Origin of the sequence: Modicisalibacter sp. 'Wilcox', assembly GCF_010993675.1 — a bacterium.
Taxonomy (GTDB): domain Bacteria; phylum Pseudomonadota; class Gammaproteobacteria; order Pseudomonadales; family Halomonadaceae; genus Modicisalibacter; species Modicisalibacter tunisiensis.
On the sequence record NZ_WNXF01000017.1, the window covers coordinates 18,280 to 39,564 of the forward strand.

The 21,285-nt window shown below is 69.7% G+C and carries 23 protein-coding genes; 15 read left to right on the forward strand and 8 right to left on the reverse strand.

Annotated elements, in window-relative coordinates; all coding sequences use genetic code 11:
• From G7A98_RS14365 to coq7, 3 genes are all read left to right on the forward strand, one after another.
• Positions 1 to 873, forward strand: coding sequence for a phosphoribulokinase (locus tag G7A98_RS14365; RefSeq protein ID WP_163650370.1), 873 nt, complete (start codon positions 1 to 3; stop codon positions 871 to 873).
• A gap of 36 nt (positions 874 to 909) precedes the next feature.
• A complete protein-coding gene (locus G7A98_RS14370; RefSeq protein WP_163650371.1) occupies positions 910 to 1,251 on the forward strand; it encodes a histidine triad nucleotide-binding protein in 342 nt (113 codons plus the stop codon).
• A gap of 121 nt (positions 1,252 to 1,372) precedes the next feature.
• Positions 1,373 to 2,014: a 2-polyprenyl-3-methyl-6-methoxy-1,4-benzoquinone monooxygenase gene (gene coq7, locus G7A98_RS14375; RefSeq protein WP_163650372.1), complete on the forward strand. Its 642-nt coding sequence runs from the start codon at positions 1,373 to 1,375 to the stop codon at positions 2,012 to 2,014.
• Positions 2,015 to 2,079: 65 nt separating this feature from the next.
• Here coq7 and G7A98_RS14380 read toward each other — a convergent pair whose 3' ends face one another.
• Genes G7A98_RS14380 through G7A98_RS14390 form a run of 3 tightly spaced genes read right to left on the reverse strand, consistent with a single transcriptional unit; the run spans position 2,080 to position 4,258 of the window.
• Complete coding sequence (locus tag G7A98_RS14380; protein ID WP_163650373.1) at positions 2,080 to 2,505, reverse strand: OsmC family protein; 426 nt, start codon at positions 2,503 to 2,505, stop codon at positions 2,080 to 2,082.
• A gap of 53 nt (positions 2,506 to 2,558) precedes the next feature.
• Positions 2,559 to 3,227 (reverse strand): N-acetylmuramate alpha-1-phosphate uridylyltransferase MurU, encoded by a 669-nt coding sequence (gene murU, locus G7A98_RS14385; protein WP_163650374.1) that lies wholly within the window; start codon positions 3,225 to 3,227, stop codon positions 2,559 to 2,561.
• Positions 3,224 to 4,258 carry a phosphotransferase gene (locus tag G7A98_RS14390; protein ID WP_163650375.1) on the reverse strand — a complete coding sequence of 345 codons (1,035 nt, stop codon included), beginning with the start codon at positions 4,256 to 4,258 and terminating at the stop codon, positions 3,224 to 3,226. Before G7A98_RS14390 ends, murU begins: the two co-directional genes overlap by 4 nt.
• A gap of 135 nt (positions 4,259 to 4,393) precedes the next feature.
• On the opposite strand from G7A98_RS14390, the gene G7A98_RS14395 reads away from it, so the two are divergent.
• Genes G7A98_RS14395 through G7A98_RS14430 form a run of 8 tightly spaced genes read left to right on the forward strand, consistent with a single transcriptional unit; the run spans position 4,394 to position 12,775 of the window.
• Positions 4,394 to 6,811, forward strand: a complete 2,418-nt coding sequence (locus G7A98_RS14395) for an LPS-assembly protein LptD (RefSeq protein ID WP_163650376.1) — start codon at positions 4,394 to 4,396, stop codon at positions 6,809 to 6,811.
• Between the two features lie 17 nt (positions 6,812 to 6,828).
• The gene (locus G7A98_RS14400) at positions 6,829 to 8,130 is read left to right on the forward strand and encodes a peptidylprolyl isomerase (protein WP_163650377.1); all 1,302 of its coding nucleotides are present in this window, start codon (positions 6,829 to 6,831) and stop codon (positions 8,128 to 8,130) included.
• Complete coding sequence (pdxA, locus tag G7A98_RS14405; protein ID WP_163650378.1) at positions 8,127 to 9,158, forward strand: 4-hydroxythreonine-4-phosphate dehydrogenase PdxA; 1,032 nt, start codon at positions 8,127 to 8,129, stop codon at positions 9,156 to 9,158. The genes G7A98_RS14400 and pdxA overlap by 4 nt, the downstream gene beginning before the upstream one ends.
• Positions 9,159 to 9,210: 52 nt before the next feature.
• Entirely contained in the window at positions 9,211 to 10,032 is an 822-nt protein-coding gene (gene rsmA, locus G7A98_RS14410) for a 16S rRNA (adenine(1518)-N(6)/adenine(1519)-N(6))-dimethyltransferase RsmA (protein WP_163650379.1), read from the forward strand.
• Entirely contained in the window at positions 10,032 to 10,415 is a 384-nt protein-coding gene (apaG, locus tag G7A98_RS14415; RefSeq protein ID WP_163650425.1) for a Co2+/Mg2+ efflux protein ApaG, read from the forward strand. The genes rsmA and apaG overlap by 1 nt, the downstream gene beginning before the upstream one ends.
• 30 nt (positions 10,416 to 10,445) lie before the next feature.
• Complete coding sequence (locus tag G7A98_RS14420) at positions 10,446 to 11,273, forward strand: symmetrical bis(5'-nucleosyl)-tetraphosphatase (RefSeq protein WP_163650380.1); 828 nt, start codon at positions 10,446 to 10,448, stop codon at positions 11,271 to 11,273.
• Positions 11,274 to 11,306: 33 nt separating this feature from the next.
• Positions 11,307 to 11,636, forward strand: coding sequence for a thiosulfate sulfurtransferase GlpE (gene glpE / locus G7A98_RS14425; protein WP_163650381.1), 330 nt, complete (start codon positions 11,307 to 11,309; stop codon positions 11,634 to 11,636).
• Entirely contained in the window at positions 11,633 to 12,775 is a 1,143-nt protein-coding gene (locus G7A98_RS14430; protein WP_163650382.1) for a polynucleotide adenylyltransferase, read from the forward strand. The genes glpE and G7A98_RS14430 overlap by 4 nt, the downstream gene beginning before the upstream one ends.
• A gap of 15 nt (positions 12,776 to 12,790) precedes the next feature.
• Here G7A98_RS14430 and folK read toward each other — a convergent pair whose 3' ends face one another.
• A complete protein-coding gene (folK, locus tag G7A98_RS14435) occupies positions 12,791 to 13,330 on the reverse strand; it encodes a 2-amino-4-hydroxy-6-hydroxymethyldihydropteridine diphosphokinase (protein WP_163650383.1) in 540 nt (179 codons plus the stop codon).
• Complete coding sequence (gene folB / locus G7A98_RS14440) at positions 13,330 to 13,683, reverse strand: dihydroneopterin aldolase (protein WP_163650426.1); 354 nt, start codon at positions 13,681 to 13,683, stop codon at positions 13,330 to 13,332. Before folB ends, folK begins: the two co-directional genes overlap by 1 nt.
• A gap of 87 nt (positions 13,684 to 13,770) precedes the next feature.
• On the opposite strand from folB, the gene plsY reads away from it, so the two are divergent.
• The gene (gene plsY / locus G7A98_RS14445) at positions 13,771 to 14,367 is read left to right on the forward strand and encodes a glycerol-3-phosphate 1-O-acyltransferase PlsY (protein WP_163650384.1); all 597 of its coding nucleotides are present in this window, start codon (positions 13,771 to 13,773) and stop codon (positions 14,365 to 14,367) included.
• A 6-nt stretch (positions 14,368 to 14,373) separates the two neighbouring features.
• Here plsY and G7A98_RS14450 read toward each other — a convergent pair whose 3' ends face one another.
• Positions 14,374 to 14,520 carry a hypothetical protein gene (locus G7A98_RS14450; RefSeq protein ID WP_163650385.1) on the reverse strand — a complete coding sequence of 49 codons (147 nt, stop codon included), beginning with the start codon at positions 14,518 to 14,520 and terminating at the stop codon, positions 14,374 to 14,376.
• On the reverse strand, positions 14,510 to 15,547 hold the full coding sequence (gene tsaD / locus G7A98_RS14455; protein WP_163650386.1) for a tRNA (adenosine(37)-N6)-threonylcarbamoyltransferase complex transferase subunit TsaD: 1,038 nt from the start codon (positions 15,545 to 15,547) through the stop codon (positions 14,510 to 14,512). Before tsaD ends, G7A98_RS14450 begins: the two co-directional genes overlap by 11 nt.
• Positions 15,548 to 15,980: 433 nt before the next feature.
• Here tsaD and rpsU point away from each other — a divergent pair, with 433 nt between their 5' ends.
• The 3 genes from rpsU to rpoD all read left to right on the forward strand — a co-directional run bounded on the left by rpsU (position 15,981) and on the right by rpoD (position 20,256).
• Positions 15,981 to 16,196 carry a 30S ribosomal protein S21 gene (rpsU, locus tag G7A98_RS14460; protein WP_031382407.1) on the forward strand — a complete coding sequence of 72 codons (216 nt, stop codon included), beginning with the start codon at positions 15,981 to 15,983 and terminating at the stop codon, positions 16,194 to 16,196.
• 145 nt (positions 16,197 to 16,341) lie between these two features.
• Positions 16,342 to 18,159: a DNA primase gene (gene dnaG / locus G7A98_RS14465; RefSeq protein WP_163650387.1), complete on the forward strand. Its 1,818-nt coding sequence runs from the start codon at positions 16,342 to 16,344 to the stop codon at positions 18,157 to 18,159.
• A gap of 234 nt (positions 18,160 to 18,393) precedes the next feature.
• A complete protein-coding gene (gene rpoD, locus G7A98_RS14470) occupies positions 18,394 to 20,256 on the forward strand; it encodes an RNA polymerase sigma factor RpoD (protein ID WP_163650388.1) in 1,863 nt (620 codons plus the stop codon).
• Between the two features lie 63 nt (positions 20,257 to 20,319).
• Here the strand turns inward: rpoD and G7A98_RS14475 are convergent, their stop codons facing one another.
• Positions 20,320 to 21,255: a LysR substrate-binding domain-containing protein gene (locus G7A98_RS14475; protein WP_163650389.1), complete on the reverse strand. Its 936-nt coding sequence runs from the start codon at positions 21,253 to 21,255 to the stop codon at positions 20,320 to 20,322.
• Positions 21,256 to 21,285: the final 30 nt, after the last annotated feature.

A 21,285-nucleotide genomic window follows, 5' to 3' on the forward strand; every position in this document is an offset into this window, starting at 1 on the left:
ATGTCCAGGGAATACCCGATCGTCGCCGTGACCGGCTCCTCCGGGGCCGGCACCACCACCGTGCGGCGTACCTTCGAGCGCATGTTCCAGCGCGAGGACGTGCACGCCGCCCTGGTCGACGGCGATGCCTTCCATCGCTACACCAAGGACGAGCTGACCCGGATCTTCCGCGAGGAGCCCGAGCGCACCGACGAGCTGTCCCACTTCGCGGTCGAGGCCAACCTGCTCGACGATCTCGAGACGCTGTTCCAGGAGTACGGCGAGCACGGCACCGGCACCTCCCGGCACTACATCCACGCCGAGGACAAGCGGATGATCGAGGCCGGCTACCGGGTCGGCACCTTCACCGAGTGGCAGGCGCTGCCGATGGGCACCGACCTGCTGTTCTACGAGGGGCTGCACGGCGGTCTGGTCACCGCCGATCACGACATCGCCCGCCACGTCGACCTGCTGATCGGCGTGGCGCCGACCATGAACCTGGAATGGATCCAGAAGATCGACCGCGACACCAAGCTGCGCGGCTACTCCCAGGAAGCGGTGATCGACACCATCCTCGGGCGGATGCACGACTACGTGCGCTACATCCAGCCGCAGTTCTCGCGGACCCATATCAACTTCCAGCGGGTGCCCACCGTGGACACCTCCAACCCCTTCGAGATCCAGGACATCCCCACCGATGCCGAGTCGTTCGTGGTGATCCGCTTCCGCGATCCCTCGACGGTGGACTTTCCCTACCTGCTGACGATGATTCAGGATGCCTTCATGAGCCGTCCGCACACCCTGGTGGTGCCCGGCGCGCGCCTGTCGCTGGCGATGGAGCTGATCCTGGCACCTCTGGTGCGCCACCTGCTGGCGCAGCGCCGCTTTCGCTGACGGCTCGGCATCGCAATTCGCTACACGAGGTGACGCATGGACTGTTTGTTCTGCAAGATGGTCAATCGCGAGATCGAGCCCGACGTCGTCCACGAGGACGAGCACGTGCTGGCCTTCCGCGATATCAATCCCCAGGCCCCGACCCATGTGCTGATCGTGCCCAAGAAGCACATCGCCACCCTCAACGACATCGATGGCGACGACCTGGCGCTGGTCGGCCGACTGCAGTACACCGCCGCCCAGCTGGCCCGCAAGTTCGGCTTCGCCGACGACGGCTACCGGGTGGTGATGAACTGCAATGAACAGGGCGGGCAGACGGTCTACCATATCCACATGCACTTGATGGGCGGGCGCCGCTTTACCTGGCCGGCCGGCTAGCTGGCCCGATGGCCGCCCTCTCGCCGGTGCGCGATGCCCGTCAGGCGGCCGTCTTGCCGCCCGACGGGCGCTGTGCCCGGTCTTCCCGCCGTGACTCGCTGACGATCACAGGAATTGCCGCATGCTTCGCAAGTTGACGCGAACCGACCAGCTGATTCATCAATTCGACACCGTGCTGCGCACCCTGGTCCCCCACGCGGCCCAGCCCTCGCGCCCCTCGCCGGCCGACGACATCCGCGACGAGCCCCTTGACGACGCGGCGCGCCACCATGCCGCCGGGCTGATGCGCATCAATCACACCGGCGAGGTCTGCGCCCAGGCGCTCTATCAGGGCCAGGGCATGACTGCCCGGCTGGCCGATACCCGGGCGCAGATGGAGCAGGCCGCCCAGGAGGAGATCGACCACCTGGCCTGGTGCGATGCTCGTCTGGTGGAGCTTGACAGCCGTACCAGCTACCTCAACCCGCTGTTCTATGCGGCTTCCTTCGGCATGGGCGCGGTGGCCGGGGCGGTCGGCGACCATGTCAGCCTCGGCTTCGTCAACGCCACCGAGGAACAGGTCGGTAAGCACCTCGAGGCGCATCTGGGCAAGCTGCCCCGGGGCGACAATCGCTCCCGGGCGGTACTTGAGCAGATGCGCGAGGACGAGGCCCACCATGCCCGCTGGGCGCTGGAGGCCGGCGGCACGCCCTTCCCGGCGCCGGTGAAGTTCGGCATGGCGTTGATGTCGAAGGTGATGACCAAGAGCGTCTACCGGCTGTGAAACGCCGCCGCCCGCCCCGGTGACGGGGCGGGCGGCGGGTTCGCGGTGACGTCGAGACGCTGGGGTTAGGCGTCTTCCTCGACGATCTCGTAGGAGTGGGTGATCTCGACGCCACCCTGGGCGAGCATGATCGAGGCGCTGCAGTACTTGTCGGCGGACAGCTCCACGGCACGCTTGACCTGCTTGTCCTTGAGGCCCCGGCCGGTGACCGTGAAGTGCACGTGGATCCTGGTGAACACGCTCGGCACGCTGTCGGCCCGCTCGGCTTCGAGGGCGGCGACGCAGTCGCTCACCGGCGCGCGGGATTTCTCGAGGATCTCCAGCACGTCGAATGACGTGCAGGCTCCCATGCCCATCAGCAGCATCTCCATGGGGCGCGGGCCAGTGTCGCGGCCGCCGTGATCGGGCGGGCCGTCGATGACCACGCTGTGGCCACTGCCGGATTCGGCGACGAACTGGCGGCCATCGGTCCATTTGACGTGGGCTTTCATGAAAGCGGGCTCCTGTATCGTGAGTCGGTGGGAGTGTGTCGGCGACGAAAAGACTACCCGTGGCGGCGCAGCCAGCTATCCAGTTCCGCCAGGCGCTGCGGTGTGCCGACATCCACCCAGTGGCCGTCATGATGACAGCCTGCGACGCGTTCGTCTGCCATCGCCGCACGCAGCAACGGCGCCAGCTTGAAGGCGCCGGGTGGCTGGTCGGCGACCAGGGCCGGGTCGAGCAGGCTGACGCCGGCGAAGGTCAGTCGGGGCCGGCCGTCGGCCCGCACGCGGCCCTGCGGGTCGAGGTGAAAGTCGCCTCCGGGGTGGTGCGGCGGGTTGTCGACCAGCACCAGCCGCGCCAGGTCGCCGTCGAGCGGCGCCAGCCAGCGTGGGTCCAGCTCGCACCACACATCGCCGTTGACCAGCAGGAAGGGTGCCTCGCCGAGCAGCCCCAGCGCCTGGCGGATGCCGCCGCCGGTCTCCAGCGGCTCGGGCTCGTGGCTGAAGTGCAGTCGCAGGCCCAGCGCCGCGCCGTCGCCCAGGGCGTCGACGATCTGCGCGGCGCGGTAGCTGACGTTGATCACCACCTCGCGAATGCCCAGCGCCGCCAGGCGCTGCAGATGGTGAACGATCAGCGGCCGGCCGCCCGCCTCGAGCAGCGGCTTGGGGCAGTGATCGGTGAGTGGGCGCATGCGCGTGCCCAGCCCGGCGGCCAGCACCATCGCCTTCATGGCGTCGGCTCCCGGCGTGCAGTGAGTGCCGATGCCAGGGCCGGCGTGAAGGTGTCCGCCAGCCAGGCATCGAAGGCGGCGAATTCCGGCCAGGGCGTCAGGCTGTCGCGCAGGTGGTCGAGAAACCGCGGCAGGCGCTCGAGGTAGCCGCGGCGACCGTCGCGCAGTGTCAGCCGGCAGAAGATGCCCAGCACCTTGAGTGAGCGCTGCGCCGCCATGGCGTCGGCCTGGAAAAGGAACGTCTCGGCGTCGAGCTGGCCGCTGAGCCGGCCGTCGAGCACGGCGCGCCGGCGGAAGGCCTCGACGCGTTCGCGGAAGGCCGCGCGCGAGAAGCGCCGGTAGCGCCCGCGCAGCAGCGAGATCAGGTCGTAGCTCAGCGGTCCCAGCACGGCATCCTGGAAGTCGATCAGCCACAGCCGGTCGCGATGGCGCATCAGGTTCATGGCATCGAAGTCGCGGTGCACGACGACCTGTGGCTGAGCCAGCGCGACCTCGATCAGCCGCTCGCGCAGCGCCGTCCACCCCGGGGGCGGAGGCATGTCCAGCAGACGCGTCAGACACCACTCGGGAAACAGGTCCAGCTCGCGTCCCAGCAGGGCGGCGTCGTAGACAGGCAATGCCTCGCCGGGCGCGCGGTTCTGCAACTCGCCGAGCAGGGCCTGGGCGTCGTCGTAGCAGGCCGCGTCCCTCATCTCGCCGGCGCCCAGGCAGGTGTGCAGCGGCGCGTCGCCGAGATCTTCCAGCTCGAGGAAACCCTGCGTCAGGTCCCGGGCGTGAATCGCCGGCACCGGCAGGCCGGCCGCGCGCCAGGCCTCGGCGATGGCCACGAAGGGGCGGCTGTCCTCCTGCTCGGGCGGCGCGTCCATCAGGATGCGCGAGGTGGCGTCGTCCAGCCACAGCCGGTAGTAGCGCCGGAAGCTGGCGTCGCCGGCCGCCGGCGCGATGTCCAGGGCTTCGGGAGGACGGTCATGAAGCCGCCCGGCCCAGCGGCGCAGGGCCTCACGGCGGGCGGTGTGTGGCGCGTCGGACATGCGCTCTCCTTGGTTGACGGGGTGGATTCGCCGCCGCATGCTCAGGGGCTGCCACGTCGCGCCCCGCGCTCGGGGAGGACGTGCGTCACGGGGACTGTATAATACCGATTCCAAACGCCAAGGACACGAGGACCCATGGGCAAGCGATTGTTGTGGACTGCCCTGGCCGGCCTGGTCGCCCACGGTGCCCAGGCCGCGCCGCCGCCCCCCCTGCCGGCGGCCCAGCTCGACTGGCAGCCGTGGGGCGACGATGCTCCGGCCGGTGCCGTCTGTCGCGGTCGTTACGTGATGCCGGCCTATCGCTTGCCCCCGGGGGATACGCCCCGCGAGGTGCGTTCGACGTCCGACCAGGCCGAGTACGGCGATTCGGGGGAGACGATCCTGCGCGGCGAGGTGGTGCTGCGCCGCGGCAGCAGCCAGCTCGAGGCGCCGCAGGTGCGGGTCAACGCGGCGCGTGATACCGCCTTCGCCGAAGGGCCGCTGACCCTGCGCGACCAGGGCGTGCTGGTGCGCGGCGGGGCCGGCCAGCTGTCCCTGGACAGCGACGCCGCGAGCGTCGATACCGCCCACTACGTGCTCCACGGCCAGCGTCTGCGGGGCGACGCGGTGCGCCTGGCACGCCTCGCGGATGGCCGCTATCGCCTGCGCGAGGCGAGTTTCACCACCTGCGAGCCCGGCAGCCGGCTGTGGCGGGTGGTGGGCAGCGACGTGATCCTGAATCGCCAGGCGGGCTACGGCACGGCGAGGCACGCCCGGCTGGAGGTCGGCCACGTGCCGGTCTTCTACTGGCCGTGGGTCCGCTTCCCGCTCGACGATCGCCGCCAGTCCGGCTTCCTGTGGCCGACCTTCGGCTTCACCGGGGGCGGGCTCGACTATACCCAGCCCTACTACCTGAACCTGGCGCCCAACTACGACGCCACCCTCACGCCGCGCTGGATCAGCAATCACGGCATGATGCTCGGCGGCCAGTTCCGCTACCTGTTCGGCGAGGATGCCGGCCAGATCGAGGGCGCCTACCTGGCCAACGATCAGGGCGGCAGCCACGCCAATCCCAACGATCCCGCCAACGCCTTCGAGGGGGAGGATCGCTGGTACATCGACTATCGCCACGCCGGGCGCTTCTCGTCGCGAACCCCGTATCGGCTGCGCTACGGCGCCGCCAGCGATGGCCGCTACTTCGACGACTTCGGCCGCAGCTTCGCCGAGATGGGCACCGACTACCTGCCGCGGCTGGCGCAGCTCGACTACAACGGCAACACCTGGCACCTGCAGGCCAGGGCGCAGGGCTACCAGTATCTCGACTACCCGCTGCTCGACCGCGACAAGCCCTTCTACCGGCTGCCCAGCCTCACCGCCGATGCCCGCTGGAGCCGGCCCGGCGGCTTCTACACCCAGTGGCGGTCCAACGTGACCTATTTCTGGCGCGACGTGGATGCGCGCCAGGTGCCGATCCGCGAGGCGGCCGTGGGCACCCGGTTGGACCTGGCGCCGACGGTGGGCTGGCGCTTCGAGCGCCCCTGGGGCTTTCTCGAGCCGCGCTTCACGCTGCGTGACACTCGTTATCAGCTCGATTACCAGGAGCTCGACACCACGCGTGATACCTCGCTGAGTCGCACCGTGCCGGTCTCCTCGCTGGATGCGGGGCTGACCTTCGAGCGCGATGCGCAGCTGTTCGGCGAGGCCTGGCGGCAGACGCTGGAGCCGCGCCTCTACTACGCTTACGTGCCGGCGCGCGACCAGAGCGAGTTTCCCGACTTCGACACCGACGCCCAGGCGTTCTCCTACGACCGGCTGTGGTCGCCGTACCGCTTCGTCGGCAGCGACCGGGTGGGCGACGTCAACAAGGTCTCCTACGGGCTGAGCACACGCTTTCTCGAGGATGCCAGCGGTCGCGAGCGGTTCGCGCTGAGCGTCGGCCGCAGCACCTACTTCGACGACCGGGTCATCGGCATGGAGGGTGATCTCGCGCTGCCGGATCGCCAGACCCAGCCCGCCCGCTGGTACGATGCCACGCGGGATCACTCGCCGGTGGTCACGCGCCTCGACTGGCAGCTCAGCGAGCGCTGGAGCACCCGCTACGAGTGGCTCTACGATGCGCATCGCCAGCTGACCGAACGCAGCGCCGCCTACCTGCGCTACCGGCATCCGGCGGGGCATGTCCTCAACCTGGGCTATCGCTGGGAGCTCCAGGGCTTCGATCCCTCCGGGGACCCCGAGGACCAGCTGGGCTACAATCGCGAGGACTTCGACGTGTCCTTCGCCTACAAGGCCGGTTCGCAGCTCGACCTGATCGGCCGCTACACCTACGACAACACCAACCGCCGGGCGCTGGACAAGCTGCTCGGCGTGCAGTGGAACGACTGCTGCTACGGTGTCCAGGTGGCCTGGCGCGAATGGATCGAGGACAACGACACTGCCAATACCATCGCCGACGATTACACGGACAGCGGGCTGTTCCTGCGGTTCGTGCTCAAGGGGCTGGGCGGCGTCGGCCAGGGAACCGACAACGTCTTCGTGCAGTCCATTCCCGGATATCAACCGACCCGATTCTGAACGTAACGAGGTTTTTCATGCGCAGAGGTCTGTTTGCATCGCTCGGTCTGGCGCTGGTGCTGGCCGTCTCCGGCGTGGCGTCGGCCGCCGAGCAGCCGCTCGACCGGATCGTCGCGGTGGTCAACGACGACGCCATCATGGCCAGCGAACTCGCCGACCGGGTGGCCCAGGCGCGCAGCCAGCTGGCCAAGCGCAACATCGACCTGCCGCCCGATTCGGTGCTGCGCCAGCAGGTGCTCGACCGCATGGTGCTCGAGCAGATCCAGCTGCAGATGGCGAAGAAGGCCAACCTGACGGTGGACGATACCGAGCTCAACCGGGCCGTGCGCTCGGTCGCCAGGAACAATGGCATGAGTCTCGACCAGTTCGCCGAGGCCCTGAAGAAGGACGGCCTGACGCTGGCCGACGTGCGCGACCAGGTGCGCCGCCAGATGCTGATCCGCCAGCTCCAGGAGCGCCGCGTGGCCAGCCAGGTCAAGATTTCCGACCAGGAAGTCGATCGCTACCTGGCGCAGCAGGGCGCCGATGCCAATGTCCGCTATCACCTGGGCCACATCCTGGTGGCGCTGCCCCAGTCGCCGTCGCCGGACCAGGTGCGTCAGGCGCAGCAGCAGGCCGAGTCGCTCTATCAGCGCCTGCAGGACGGCGCCGACTTCGCCGAGCTCGCGGCCGCGCAATCCGATGGTGCCAACGCCCTGCAGGGCGGCGACCTGGGCTGGCGCAGCGGCGCCGAGCTGCCCACGGTCTTCGCCGATGTGGTGCCGACGCTGGCGGTGGGCGATGTCAGCCAGCCCCTGCGCAGCCCCAGCGGCTTCCACCTGGTCAAGCTGCTCGAGCGCAAGGGCGGCCAGGATCAAAAGCCCACGCTGGTCCAGGAGCAGAAGATCCGCCACATCCTGATCCAGACCAATCCCAACCGCGATGCCGATCAGGCCCGCCGGCTCGCCGAGCAGGCGCGGGCGCGCATCATGGGCGGCGAGGACTTCGCCAGCGTCGCCCAGCAGGTCAGCGACGATCGCGGCAGCGCGCTCAACGGCGGCGAGCTGGGCTGGGTGCGCCCGGGGCAGATGGTGCCGGCCTTCGAGGATGCCGCCAGCCGCCTGGCGGTCGGCGAGATCAGCCAGCCGGTACGCTCGCGCTTCGGCTATCACATCATCCAGGTCGAGAACCGGCGCCAGCGCGACGTGAGCGACGAGGCCCGTCGCGACAAGGTTCGCCAGACGCTGTTCCAGCGCAAGGTCAACGACGAGCTCGAGGCCTGGCAGCAGCAGATCCGCGCCGAGGCCTATGTCGACGAGCGCCTCGACACCTCGTCATGAGCACCACGCCCGTGCTGGCCCTGACCACCGGCGAGCCGGCCGGGGTCGGCCCCGACCTGACCCTGCAGCTGGCCGCCACGGCATCGGCGCTGCCCGGGCGGATCGTGGCGATCGGCGATCCGGCGCTGCTCGCCGAGCGTGCCCGGCGACTGGGACTCGATCTGGTGCTCGAGCCCTGCGACCCCGGTGCGGCGCTGCCCGCCCCGCGCCCCGGCGTGCTGCCGGTCTGGCCGGTGGCGCTGGCGGCGCCCGCCGAGCCGGGCGTGCTCGACCCGGCCAACTCCGGCTACGTGCTCGAGACGCTCGACGTGGCCATCGCCGCCTGCCGCGACGGGCGGGCGCAGGCGATGGTCACCGCGCCGCTGCACAAGGGGGTGATCATCGACGGCGGCCATGCCGGCTTCACCGGGCATACCGAGTACCTGCGCGACGCCTGCGGTGTCGACGAGGTGGTGATGATGCTCGCCACCCGGCTCGCTCACGGCGATGACGCCGCCGGCCGGGCGCTGCGCGTGGCCCTGGCCACCACCCATCTGCCGCTGCGCGAGGTGGCCGATGCCATCGACGCCGCGGGGCTGAGCCGCGTGCTGACGATCCTCGACGCGGATCTCAAGCGCCAGTTCGGTATCATTCGGCCGCGTATCGCGGTGTGCGGTCTGAATCCTCACGCCGGCGAGGGCGGGCACCTGGGGCGTGAGGAGATCGAGGTGATCGAGCCGACCCTGGCGCGGCTGCGCGAAGCCGGTCTCGATCTCGTCGGCCCGCTGCCGGCGGACACCCTGTTCACCCCGCGCCACCTGCACGGGATCGATGCGGTGCTGGCGATGTATCATGACCAGGGGCTGCCGGTGCTCAAGTACGCCGGCTTCGGCCGCGCCGCCAACATCACCCTGGGGCTGCCGATCATCCGTACCTCGGTGGATCACGGCACGGCGCTCGACCTGGCCGGCAGCGGCCGCGCCGACACGGGCAGCCTGCAGGTCGCGCTGAGCATGGCCGCCGACATGGCGCGAGCCCGTCGGGGCTGATGCTGCCCGGCGGTTCGCCCGACGTTCGTCTTATCCAAGGAATTCGCTTTCGATGCCTTCTCGCACCACCGACACTCGGCCGCCCCGGCACCGCGCCCGCAAGCGCTTCGGCCAGAACTTCCTGCGCGACCCGGGCGTCATCTCGCGCATCGTGCGCGCCATCGCGCCGCGCCCCGGGCAGCGCCTGGTCGAGATCGGCCCCGGCCAGGGGGCCCTGACCGAGCCGCTGGTCGAGGCGACCGACGGCGTGCTGGAGGTGATCGAGCTGGACCGCGACCTGATCCCGGGCCTGCGCGTGCAGTTCTTCAACCATCCCGAGTTCGTGATCCACGAGGGCGACGCCCTGACCCTGGACTTCGCGGCACTGCGCGGTGACGGCGAGCCGCTGCGGGTGGTGGGCAACCTGCCCTACAACATCTCCACGCCGCTGATCTTCCATCTGCTCGAGTCGCGCGCGGCGATCGCCGACATGCACTTCATGCTGCAGAAGGAAGTGGTGGACCGGCTGGCTGCCACGCCCGGCAGCACCGACTGGGGGCGGCTGTCGATCATGGCCCAGTATCACTGCCGCGTGACGGCGCTGTTCACCGTGCCGCCCGAGGCGTTCACGCCGCGGCCCAAGGTGGATTCCGCGATCGTGCGGCTGGAGCCCCACGCCGAGCTGCCGCATCCGGCGACGGACGAGGCGCTGTTCGCCGACGTGGTGCGCGAGGCCTTCAATCAGCGGCGCAAGACGCTGCGCAACAACCTCAAGGGGCGGCTGTCCGGCGAAGCGCTCGAGGCACTGGGCATCGATCCCTCGCGGCGGCCGCAGACCCTGAGCGTGGCCGAACTGGTCGCCATCACCAACCACCTGGCGGGAGAAGCATCGTGATCGAGGCGTTGAGCGAGGCCGTGCATGTCGATGTGGTGCCGCAGTACCGGGCCGATGAATCATCGCCCGCCGAGCAGCGCTACGTCTTCAGCTACACCATCACCGTGCACAACCATTCGTCGCAGTCGATCCAGCTGCTGGCGCGTTACTGGCGGATCACCCAGGGCAGCGGCCAGGTGCGGGAGGTGCGCGGCAAGGGGGTGGTCGGCAAGCAGCCGATGATCGCCCCGGGGCAGACCTTCCGCTATACCAGCCGCGCCGTCATGGAAGCGCCGGTGGGGGTCATGGAAGGGGCCTATACCTGCCTGGACACGGCCGCCAGCCGGCCCTTCGAGGTGCCCATCGCGCCGTTCCGCCTGGCCGGCCCCAACCAGGTTCACTGACGGTTTCACCGACCCGAGTGCGAGGATTTCATGCCGACCTATGCCATCGGAGACCTGCAGGGCTGCCATGCCGAGTTCGTCGCCCTGCTCGAGCGACTGAGCTTCGACCCGGGCCGCGACACCCTGTGGATCGCCGGCGACCTGGTCAACCGCGGTCCGGGCTCGCTGGCCTGCCTGCGCGAAGTGGCCGCGCTGGGCGATGCGGCGCGCGTGGTGCTGGGCAATCACGACCTGCACCTGCTGGCCGTGGCGCGCGGCGGGCAGGGGCTCAAGCGCAAGGACACCCTGGCGCCGATTCTCGAGGCACCCGACGCCACGGCACTGCTCGACTGGCTGCAGGGCTGCCCGCTGTGGGTCGACGACGGTCGCGGCACCGCCGACCGCACCCTCATGACCCATGCCGGGCTGCTGCCGCACTGGGGGCTCGACCAGGCCAGCGCGCTGGCCGACGAGGTCGCCGCCTGCCTGCGTGGCGAGCGGGCCGGCGAGTTTCTCACGCAACTCTACGGCAACACCCCGGCGCGCTGGCGCGACGACCTGACGGGCGTCGACCGGCTGCGGGCGATCGTCAACGTCTTCACCCGCATGCGCTTCATCGCCGCCGACGGCACGCTCGACTTCGACGCCAAGGAGGGGCTGGACTCGGCGCCGCCGGGCTATGCCCCCTGGTTCCGCTATGCCCGCGACGACGATCCGCGCATCCTGTTTGGCCACTGGGCGGCGCTGGAAGGGCAGGCGCCGCAGGCCGCGGTGCGGGTCGAGGCGCTGGACACCGGCTGCGTGTGGGGCGGCTCTCTCACCGCCCTGGACCTGGCCGACGGCACACGGGTCAGCGTACCCTGCACGACGCGGCGTTGACGCGTCGCCCGCACACTTTCCCGGGAGGTCTGCATGACGCAACCCGCCTTCGAACACCTCGATCACGCCACCCTGACCCGCTGGCTGGACGACGGCGCCGCCGTGACCCTGGTCGACATCCGTGACCCGCTGAGCTTCTCGCGCGGGCACATCCCCGGCAGCCGCCACGTCGACAACGCCACCGTCGGCGAGCTGATCGACGCCACGCCCCACGACGCGACCCTGGTGGTGGTCTGCTACCACGGCCATTCCAGCCAGCAGGCCGCGACCTGGCTGGCGGGACAGGGCTTCGAGCGTGTCTACAGCCTCGACGGCGGCTTCACCGACTGGGAGCACCGCCACCCGCAGCGGGTCGCGCGATGACCCGCGACCCGCGTCTCGACGGGCTCGCGGTCTACCGGGTGGGCGGCGCGGTGCGCGATGCGCTGCTCGGCCGGCCGGTGGTCGATCGGGACTGGGTGGTGGTGGGGGCCACGCCGGAGGCCATGACCCGGCGCGGCTTCAAGCCGGTGGGACGCGACTTTCCGGTGTTCCTGCATCCCGAGACCCACGAGGAATATGCCCTGGCGCGTACCGAGCGCAAGCAGGGCCACGGCTATACCGGCTTCGTGGTCCATGCCGACCCGTCGGTGACGCTCGAGGAGGATCTCGAGCGGCGCGACCTGACCATCAACGCCATGGCCGAGTCGCCGGACGGCACCCTGGTCGACCCCTTCCACGGCCGCGTCGATCTCGCGGCACGGCGGTTGCGCCACGTCTCCCCGGCCTTCGTCGAGGACCCGCTGCGGGTGCTGCGCACGGCGCGCTTTCTGGCCCGCTATCGTTCGCTGGGCTTTCGCATCGCCGACGACACCGTCGCGCTGATGCGCCGGCTGGCCGAGAGCGGCGAGCTTGCTCACCTGGTGGCCGAACGGGTATGGACCGAAACCGAGAAGGCGCTGGGCGAGCGGGACGCGGCGGCCTATTTCGCCTGCCTGATGGACTGCGGCGCGCTCGCCGTGCTGATGCCCGAGCTGGCCGCCGACCGGACCGTGCTCGAGGCGGCCCTGGCGCGCCTCGAGCGTCTGCCGGAAACCGAGGCTGGCACGTCGGCACAGTGGCGCTGGGCGCGGCTCTGCGAGTCTCTCGACGACCCGGCGCGGGCGGCGCTGCAGGCCCGGCTCAAGGTGCCCAACGCCTTTTCCGACCTGGCGCGTCAGGTGGCGCTGACCCGGCGGCTGTGGCGGGAGGCGTCGACGCCGCAGGCACTGACCGCCGAGCGGCTTCGCGCCTGGCTCGACGGCATCGATGCCTGGCGGCGCAGCGAGCGGGTGGCACCGCTGCTGGCCCTGCTCGAGCGCGAGCACGCCGCGCTGGCCGTGCCCGTCTCGCGGGCCTGGCGGGCGGCGGCCGCGGTGTCGCCGCGGGATCTGCTCGACGAGGGCTTCAAGGGCGGGGCGCTGGGCGCGGAGCTCGCCCGGCGGCGGCAGGCGGCGATCGCCGCGGCGCTGGACGTGGCATGAATCGTCCCCGCGACATCATCGGCCGGAGGCGGGCGCCGGGTCGGGGCTCGAGATGCGCCGGCCGCGCCAGGTGAAGGCGACCGGCCACAACGGCTGGTCGCCGGCGTCGAAGCGCGACCACAGGTCGGCGTAGCGCTCGCCGCGGCCTGGGTGGCGGGCCTCCGGCAGCAGTTCGGCGAGCGGCTGCAGGACGAAGGCGCTGGTGAGGATCTCGTCGCGGGGCAGGTCGACGCCGTCGATGTGCCCGGTCAGCTCGCCCACCGTGAGCAGATCGACATCGAGGCGCCGGGGGCTGTACTTGGGGCTGTCCGGGCGGCGGCCGTGGACGAACTCCAGGCGCTTGCACCAGGCCCGCAGTTCGCCCACCGTGGCCTCGCTGTCGACGGCCGCGACCAGGTTGTAGAAGTTGCGCCCATCCTCGAACCCGACCGGCACGCTCTCGAAGACCCGGGACAGGCGCAGGTTCGCGAAGGCGGCATCCAGCGCATCCAGGCAGCGGCACACATGGTGCTCGCGCTCGATGTTGCTGCCGATGCTGACCACCACGCGCGCCATCAGAGGGTCCCCCGCTCGATGCTCACGCCCACCGCGCGGGCGGCGGCGACGGCGCCGGGCTTGCGCACGGTGAGGCGCAGCCCGCTGATGCCGAAGGCCTCGCGCAGGTGCGCGGCGAGACGCTCGGCGAAGGTCTCGACCAGGCCGAAGCGGCTCGCCGCGGCGAAGCCGGCGATGGCTTCGCAGATGGCGGCATAGTCGAGGGTGTGGGTCAGGTCGTCGTCCGCCGCGGCGGGGCGGATGTCGGTGGCCAGCTCCAGGTCGAGCTCGAGACGCTGGCGGATGGTGCGCTCCCAGTCGTAGACGCCGATCACCGTCTCCACCGTCAGCCCTTCGATCAGCACGCGGTCCACGTCGTTCTCCCGCTGATGGGTAAAGCGTCGATTGTACCGAATCGCCATGGCAGAATCTCGGGTGCCGCCGCGTTCCGGATTGCCGCCATGCCTGATGCTCTCGTTCTCGCCCTCGTCGTTCTCGCCGGGCTGGGCTATGCCTGCGGCACCCTGCTGGGCGCCGTGTGGGTCTGTCGGCTGGCCGGCGTCGCGGACCCGCGTGTCTCGGGTTCGGGCAATCCCGGCTTCTCCAACGTGCTGCGCCTGCACGGCGCGCGGCTCGCGCTGGCGACGCTGGCCGTCGACGCCGCCAAGGGCATGCCGGTGCTGTGGCTGGCCCGGGCCGCCGAGCTGCCGCCCTGGGCGCAGGGCGTGGTCGGCTTCGGGGTGCTGCTGGGGCACAGCTACCCGCTGTGGTACGGCTTTCGCGGCGGCAAGGCGGTGGCCAGCGCCTTCGGCGTGTTGCTGGTGCTGGCCCCCTGGGTGGCGCTGAGCTGCGCGACGCTCTGGGCACTGCTGGCCTGGCGGGTGCGCACGGCGGCCGTGGCGTCGCTGGTCAGCGCCCTGGCCGCGCCGCTGCTCGGCCTGTGGCTGGCCCCCGAGTACGTCGGCGTGATCGGCGTGCTGGCGGCGCTGGTGCTGCTGCGCCATGCCTGGAACATTCGCCGGCTGGGGCGTAGCGGTCCCGACCTTGGCGAGCACTGAACGCGCTCAGCGCTCGCCGCGCGGCGGCGTCAGCTCGGCCAGCGGCCAGCGCGGCACGGCGCGCATGGCGTCGGCGTCGCGCTCGCCGGCCAGCAGGCGCTGGGCGCTGGAGTTATGGAGAGCGCGATCATCGCCTGTCGTTTCAGGACGCAATGGTCGGGGCGGTCAGCTCGGCCAGCGGCCAGCGCGGCACGGCGCGCATGGCGTCGGCGTCACGCTCCCCGGCCAGCAGGCGCTGGGCGCCCACGTAGGCGATCATCGCGCCGTTGTCGGTGCAGAAGCGGCCCCGGGGGTAGTAGGCGCGGGCGCGGCGCTTGGTCAGCTCGGCGTCGAGCCGCTCGCGCAGGCGCCGGTTGGCGCTCACCCCGCCGGCCACCACCAGCCGCTTGAGGCCGGTCTCGTCCAGCGCGCGGCGGCACTTGATCACCAGGGTGTCGACCACCGCGTCCTCGAAGGCCCGGGCGATGTCGGCGCGCCCCTGGTCGTCGAGCTCGCCGGCCTCGCGCAGGGCGCGGGCGGTGGTCAGGGTGTGGGTCTTGAGCCCCGAGAAGCTGAAGTCGAGCCCGGGGCGATCGGTCATCGGTCGCGGGAAGCGAAAGCGCCCCGGGTCGCCGGATTCGGCCAGCTTCGCCACCTGCGGGCCGCCGGGGTAGGGCAGCTCGAGCATCTTGGCAGCCTTGTCGAAGGCCTCGCCGGCGGCATCGTCGACCGACTCGCCGAGCAGGCGATAGTCGCCGAGCCCCTTCACTGCCACCAGCTGGGTATGGCCGCCGGAGACCAGCAGGGCGACGAAGGGAAAGGCGGGCGGGTCGGCCTCGAGCATCGGCGCCAGCAGGTGACCTTCCATGTGATGCACGCCGAGCACCGGCAGGTCCAGGGCACGAGCCAGGCCGTGGGCGGTGGTGGCGCCGACCATCAGCGCGCCGACCAGGCCGGGCCCGGCGGTGTAGGCGATGCCGTCGAGATCGCCGCGGGACAGGCGGGCATCGTCGAGCACTTGCTGGATCAGCGGCAGCAGCTTGCGGGTGTGGTCGCGGGAGGCGAGTTCCGGCACGACGCCGCCGAAGTCGGCGTGCATCGCGATCTGGCTGTAGAGGGCGTCGGCCAGCAGGCCGTGCTCGGTGTCGTAGAGGGCGACACCGGTTTCGTCGCAGGAGGTTTCGATCCCCAGTACGCGCATGGTTCGGCTCGTCGATCGGTGAAAGGGGCATTCTAACCTTTTCGGCGATCCCTCGGCAGGGCGCGAGCCAGGGCTATTGCAGATAACTGAAACATGGCTTGGGCTGAGCCTACGGCAGGCCTGCGAGGAGGCGCTGTAAACCCTTACCTGGGCGCTACCGATGCCGTCCCTGGCATCGGACCTCCTCTCCAGCCTGCCTCCGGCGCCCTCGTCGAAGCCAACTGCGATTGCTCTGGGGCGCGAGCGGCGAGGTTTGCAAAGCTGGCGGTTCGTCACTAAAATACCCGACTCTGCAAGACTGGGTCGTGCGCCCGATTCCCGACGATCGCCGGTCGTGCCAGCTTTCATGCCTGGCACGCATCGCCACGGAATGCGTCAGACATGGGGCGTGCGTTCAAACCGAACTCATGATTCCAAGGTAGGTGAGTGCTTAATGCCTTCTGTCAAAGTACGTGATAACGAGCCGTTCGACGTCGCTCTGCGTCGCTTCAAGCGTTCCTGCGAGAAAGCCGGCGTTCTGTCCGAAGTGCGTCGTCGCGAGAGCTACGAGAAGCCGACTGCGGTTCGCAAGCGCAAGGCGGCAGCGGCCGTGAAGCGTCACGCCAAGAAGCTGCAGCGTGAGCGCAAGCGTTTCGAACGGCTGTACTGATCGTACTTGAGGCAGTTGCTGCCTCAGAGGGACTCCAAGCGGCCGCCGCCTCGGCGGCCGTTTGTTTTTTGTGTCCGCCCCGGGGCGGCATGCGTCCCGGACGGCCAGGAACCGTGACGGCATCGTCTCCACACAGAGTTCGAGCATGGCCGGACCCATTCCGCAGCGCTTTCTCGATGACCTGCTGGCACGCGTCGATATCGTCGACGTGGTGGGCGAACGCGTCCAGCTGAAGAAGGCGGGCCGCAACCACGCCGGGCTCTGCCCCTTCCATCAGGAAAAGTCGCCCTCGTTCACCGTCAGTCAGGACAAGCAGTTCTACCATTGCTTCGGCTGTGGCGCGCACGGCAATGCGCTACGCTTTCTGATGGAATACGACAACCTGCGCTTTCCCGAGGCGGTCGAGCAGCTGGCCTCGCGCCTGGGGCTGGAGGTGCCGCGCGAGGGGCAGGATGATCCGCGCGCCCAGGCGCGGGAACGCCAGCGCCGAGAAGGGGTCAATCTGCTGGAACTGGCGACGCGCTTCTTTCGCGAGCGGTTGACCATGAGCGAGGGGCGAGCCGGGCGCGAGTATCTCGAGCGACGCGGGCTGTCGCCCGACGTGCTGCGCGACTTCGCCATCGGCTACGCGCCCGACGGCTGGGAGGCGCTGCGGCGTCACCTTCACGACCAGGGCATCAATGACGCCGTGCAGGTCGAGTACGGTCTGCTCGTGCAGCGCGAGGACAGCGGGCGCGTCTATGATCGCTTCCGCGACCGGGTGATGTTCCCGATCCGTGACTGGAAGGGGCGCACCCTGGGGTTCGGCGGGCGCGTGCTGGGCGACGCCAAGCCCAAGTACCTCAACTCGCCGGAGACCCCGGTCTTCCACAAGGGGCGCGAGCTCTACGGCCTTCACGAGGCGCGTCAGGCCAATCGCCGGCTCGAGCGACTGCTGGTGGTGGAAGGCTACATGGACGTGGTGGCGCTGGCGCAGTTCGACATTCGCAACGCCTGCGCCACGCTCGGCACCTCGGTCACCGAGGAGCACGTGCAGCGGCTGTTCCGGCTGGTCGGCGAGGTGGTGTTCTGCTTCGACGGCGATGCCGCCGGGCGCCAGGCCGCGCGCCGCGCGCTGGAGGCGGTGCTGCCGCAGATGATCGACGGTCGCCAGGTGCGCTTTTTGTTCCTGCCCGACGGCGAGGACCCCGACAGCCTGGTGCGACGCGAGGGGACGCAGGCGTTCCGCGATCGCATCACCTGTGCCATGCCGCTGTCGGAGTTCCTGTTCGAGCAGGCGGCCGAGGGGCGCGACCTGCAGCGCATCGAGGAACGCGAGCGTTTCGCCAGTACGGTGCTGGCGGCGCTGAAGCGGCTTCCGGAGGGCGTGCTGAAGTCGCTGCTGCTCGGCGAGCTGTCGAAGCGTACCGGCATCGAGCAGGCGCGCTTCACAGCGCTGATGGCGGACGCGCCGGCGGGCGCTGCCGAGGCGGCGGGCGAGCCCGCCGAGCCGGCGACGGGGCCGATGGCGCCGGTGTCGCAGCCCGGGCCGCGGCTGGCCGGGGCGCTGTCGATGCTCGACCGGGTACTGCAGTTGCTGGTGCACGAGCCGACGCTGGTCGAGCGCCTGCCGGACGAGCTCGACTGGTGCACCGAGGGCGACGGCGACGGCGCCCTGTGCCGCGAGGTGATCGAGCTGCTCCGCGCCGGGCGTTATCGCAGCCCTCAGGTGCTGCTGGCGCACTTCCACGGCACGCGGGAGGGGCAGCACCTGGAGGCGCTGGCGCGTCGCGAGCTGCTGATCCCGCGCAGCGCGCGCGCCACCGAGATCGACGGGCTGGTCGCCCACTTTCGGCGGCGACGCTCGCGGCAGACGCCGGAAAGCGAGTACGCGGCGTTGCTGGCCAAGGAGCGTGGCGGCGAGCGATTGTCCCGGGAAGAGAAGCAGCGGCTCATGGAGCTGCTGATGTCGCTCAACCGGTGAGCCGGTCGCGGGCGCGACGGTCGAGCGGGCGGGGGGGTTGAATTATTGCCCGCTTCCCCCATCTAAAGGAAAAGCGAACGGCAACGTAACCGGACAAACTAACACACCTGAAATGCGGCGCAAATAGAAAAAGTGGCAGGGCAGGGCGCTAATCCGCTATACTAGCGGGCTTACTCGATTTTCACCGCCTTTTCGTTCAGGTGCTCCATTCTTCTTCGTCGATATAGGGTTTCTATGGCTGGAAATACACAGCAGTCACGTCTGAAGGAGTTGATCGCGCGCGGCAAGGAGCAGGGCTTCCTGACCTATGCCGAGGTCAACGACCACCTCCCCGAGGATATCGCCGACCCGGACCAAGTGGAAGACATCATCGGCATGATCAACGACATGGGTATCAATGTCGTTGAGGAAGCCCCTGATGAAGACACCTTGATGATGGCGGACCACTCCACCGACGAGTCCGCCGCCGAGGAGGCGGTGGCCGCGCTGGCGGCGGTGGAGAGCGATGTCGGTCGCACCACCGACCCGGTGCGCATGTACATGCGCGAGATGGGCACCGTCGAGCTGCTGACCCGTGAGGGCGAGATCGAGATCGCCAAGCGCATCGAGGAGGGCACCCGCGAGGTGATGTCCTCGCTCGCCTATCTGCCGGGTGCCGTCGACTCGATCCTCGAGGCCTACGACGCGACCCAGGACGAGGAGGCGCCGGGCCGCCTGTCCGACCTGTTCTCCGGCTTCATCGACCCCGACGAGGGCATCCCGGGGGTCGCCGAGGCGGAGGTTCCCGAGGAGGAGCCGGTGGCCGACCTCGACGACGGCGAGAGCGACGATGACGGCGACGCCGACGAGGCGGACGACGAGGACGATTCCAGCAGCAACGAGGGCGGCCCGGACCCGGAAGAGGCGCGGGCGCGCTTCGAGCAGATCCGCGAGCAGAACGAGCGGGCCAAGGCGGCCATCGCCAAGCACGGCCTCGGTTCGGCCGAGGCGAATGCCGAGCAGGCACGTCTGGCCGAGCTGTTCTCGCCGATCAAGCTGGTGCCCAAGCACTTCGAGCGGCTGGTCGGTCAGGTGCGGATCAGCGTCGAGCAGGTCCGCGAGCAGGAGAAGGCGGTCCTGCAGCTCTTCGTCAAGAAGGGCAAGGTGCCGCGCAAGACCTTCATCAAGTCCTTCCCGGGCAACGAGTCGCGGCTCGAGTGGTTCGACGCCTTCCTGGCGGACAATCCGCGCTATGCCGACAAGCTGGGGCCGTTCCGCGGCGACGTCCAGCGTGCCCAGCGCAAGATCGCCTTCGAGGAAGAGCTGATCCAGCTGCCGGTCAGCGAGATCAAGGAGGTCAACCGCCGGCTCTCCATCGGCGAGGCCAAGGCGCGCCGCGCCAAGAAGGAGATGGTCGAGGCCAACCTGCGCCTGGTGATCTCGATCGCCAAGAAGTACACCAACCGCGGCCTGCAGTTCCTGGATCTCATCCAGGAAGGCAACATCGGCCTGATGAAGGCGGTGGACAAGTTCGAGTATCGTCGTGGCTACAAGTTCTCGACCTATGCCACCTGGTGGATTCGTCAGGCGATCACGCGGTCGATCGCCGACCAGGCGCGCACCATCCGTATTCCGGTGCACATGATCGAGACCATCAACAAGCTCAACCGCGTGTCGCGGCAGATGCTGCAGGAGATGGGGCGCGAGCCGACACCGGAAGAATTGGGCGAGCGTCTCGAGATGCCCGAGGACAAGGTGCGCAAGGTGCTCAAGATCGCCAAGGAACCGATCTCCATGGAGACTCCGATCGGCGACGACGACGACTCGCATCTCGGCGATTTCATCGAGGATGGCACGATGCTGTTGCCGATCGACTCCGCGACCGGCGAAGGCTTGATCGAGGCGACCCGCAACGTGCTGGGCGGTCTGACCGCGCGCGAGGCCAAGGTGCTGCGCATGCGCTTCGGCATCGACATGAACACCGACCACACCCTCGAGGAGGTCGGCAAGCAGTTCGACGTCACCCGCGAGCGCATCCGTCAGATCGAGGCCAAGGCGCTGCGCAAGCTGCGCCACCCGTCGCGCTCGGAGCCGCTGCGCTCCTTCCTCGACGAGTGAGCCACACGGCCGACGCCGCTGCAGCCTCCCTCGACGCCCGCGAGCCTGTCTCGCGGGCGTTTTTCATGAGCATCCCACGGCGTCCTGGTGGCGCCGGGCCTCCTCGACCAGCCAGTCGTGCACGGCGCGCAGGCGGCGGTCGTCCAGCGCCCCGGGGGCATGGACGATGCCGTAGCGCTTGTCGGTGGCCACCTGCTCCGGGAAGGGGGCGATCAGCGCGCCGGTCTTGAGCTCGGTGGTGATCAGCGTGCGTCGGGCGATGGCCACGCCCATGCCGCTGATGGCGGCCTCCATGGTCAGCTGGTTGCGGTTGAAGGTGTAGCCGCGGCGCACGTTGATGTGCGGCGCGGCGATCGCGGTGAGGTAGTGCTCCCACTCGGCGTAGTCGTGGCTGCCGCGCCAGGCGGTCACGTCGTGCAGCAACGGGTACCAGGCAAGGTCCTCGGCGCGGCGCAGCGGCGGCCGGCCGCGCATCAGGCCTGGTGCACAGACCGGGAAGATCACCTCGTCCATCAGCGGGGTGATCGAGAGCCCGGGGTAGTGGCCGTCGTTGAGGTCGATGGCCAGGTCGAAGTCGCCATCGCGCAGCGACAGGTTGCTGTCCTCGGCGCTGACGTGCAGCTCGATGTCGGGAAAGCGCGCCTGCAGCCGTGGCAGGCGCGGCATCAGCCACTTGGCCAGGAAGGAGGGCACGCAGCGCAGGCGCAGCACGCCACTCATCACCCCCGAACGCAGGCGCCGGACCTCCTGGCCGACCGCCTGATAGGCGTCGTCCACCACGCCGGCCAGGCGTCGGCCTTCATCGGTCAGTTCGAGGCGCCGCGGCAGGCGGCGGAACAGCTTGAAGCCCAGGCGCTCCTCGAGCTGCTTGATCTGCTGGCTGACCGCGCCGGTGGTGACGTGCAGCTCCTCGGCGGCCCGGGTGAAGGACAAATGGCGGGCGCTGACCGCGAAGACCTTCAGCCAGGCGTGGGTCTGGGCGTTGAGGGTACGGCTCATGATTTAGTGTTTCTAAAGGGGTGGCCAGGA

Bases quoted from the DNA above. Each gene is read 5' to 3' on its own strand.
- G7A98_RS14365 (WP_163650370.1), top strand. From the start codon at position 1: ATGTCCAGGGAATACCCGATCGTCGCCGTGACCGGCTCCTCCGGGGCC.
- G7A98_RS14370 (WP_163650371.1), top strand. From the start codon at position 910: ATGGACTGTTTGTTCTGCAAGATGGTCAATCGCGAGATCGAGCCCGAC.
- coq7 (WP_163650372.1), top strand. From the start codon at position 1,373: ATGCTTCGCAAGTTGACGCGAACCGACCAGCTGATTCATCAATTCGAC.
- G7A98_RS14380 (WP_163650373.1), bottom strand. From the start codon at position 2,505: ATGAAAGCCCACGTCAAATGGACCGATGGCCGCCAGTTCGTCGCCGAA.
- murU (WP_163650374.1), bottom strand. From the start codon at position 3,227: ATGAAGGCGATGGTGCTGGCCGCCGGGCTGGGCACGCGCATGCGCCCA.
- G7A98_RS14390 (WP_163650375.1), bottom strand. From the start codon at position 4,258: ATGTCCGACGCGCCACACACCGCCCGCCGTGAGGCCCTGCGCCGCTGG.
- G7A98_RS14395 (WP_163650376.1), top strand. From the start codon at position 4,394: ATGGGCAAGCGATTGTTGTGGACTGCCCTGGCCGGCCTGGTCGCCCAC.
- G7A98_RS14400 (WP_163650377.1), top strand. From the start codon at position 6,829: ATGCGCAGAGGTCTGTTTGCATCGCTCGGTCTGGCGCTGGTGCTGGCC.
- pdxA (WP_163650378.1), top strand. From the start codon at position 8,127: ATGAGCACCACGCCCGTGCTGGCCCTGACCACCGGCGAGCCGGCCGGG.
- rsmA (WP_163650379.1), top strand. From the start codon at position 9,211: ATGCCTTCTCGCACCACCGACACTCGGCCGCCCCGGCACCGCGCCCGC.
- G7A98_RS14420 (WP_163650380.1), top strand. From the start codon at position 10,446: ATGCCGACCTATGCCATCGGAGACCTGCAGGGCTGCCATGCCGAGTTC.
- glpE (WP_163650381.1), top strand. From the start codon at position 11,307: ATGACGCAACCCGCCTTCGAACACCTCGATCACGCCACCCTGACCCGC.
- G7A98_RS14430 (WP_163650382.1), top strand. From the start codon at position 11,633: ATGACCCGCGACCCGCGTCTCGACGGGCTCGCGGTCTACCGGGTGGGC.
- folK (WP_163650383.1), bottom strand. From the start codon at position 13,330: ATGGCGCGCGTGGTGGTCAGCATCGGCAGCAACATCGAGCGCGAGCAC.
- plsY (WP_163650384.1), top strand. From the start codon at position 13,771: ATGCCTGATGCTCTCGTTCTCGCCCTCGTCGTTCTCGCCGGGCTGGGC.
- tsaD (WP_163650386.1), bottom strand. From the start codon at position 15,547: ATGCGCGTACTGGGGATCGAAACCTCCTGCGACGAAACCGGTGTCGCC.
- rpsU (WP_031382407.1), top strand. From the start codon at position 15,981: ATGCCTTCTGTCAAAGTACGTGATAACGAGCCGTTCGACGTCGCTCTG.
- dnaG (WP_163650387.1), top strand. From the start codon at position 16,342: ATGGCCGGACCCATTCCGCAGCGCTTTCTCGATGACCTGCTGGCACGC.
- rpoD (WP_163650388.1), top strand. From the start codon at position 18,394: ATGGCTGGAAATACACAGCAGTCACGTCTGAAGGAGTTGATCGCGCGC.
- G7A98_RS14475 (WP_163650389.1), bottom strand. From the start codon at position 21,255: ATGAGCCGTACCCTCAACGCCCAGACCCACGCCTGGCTGAAGGTCTTC.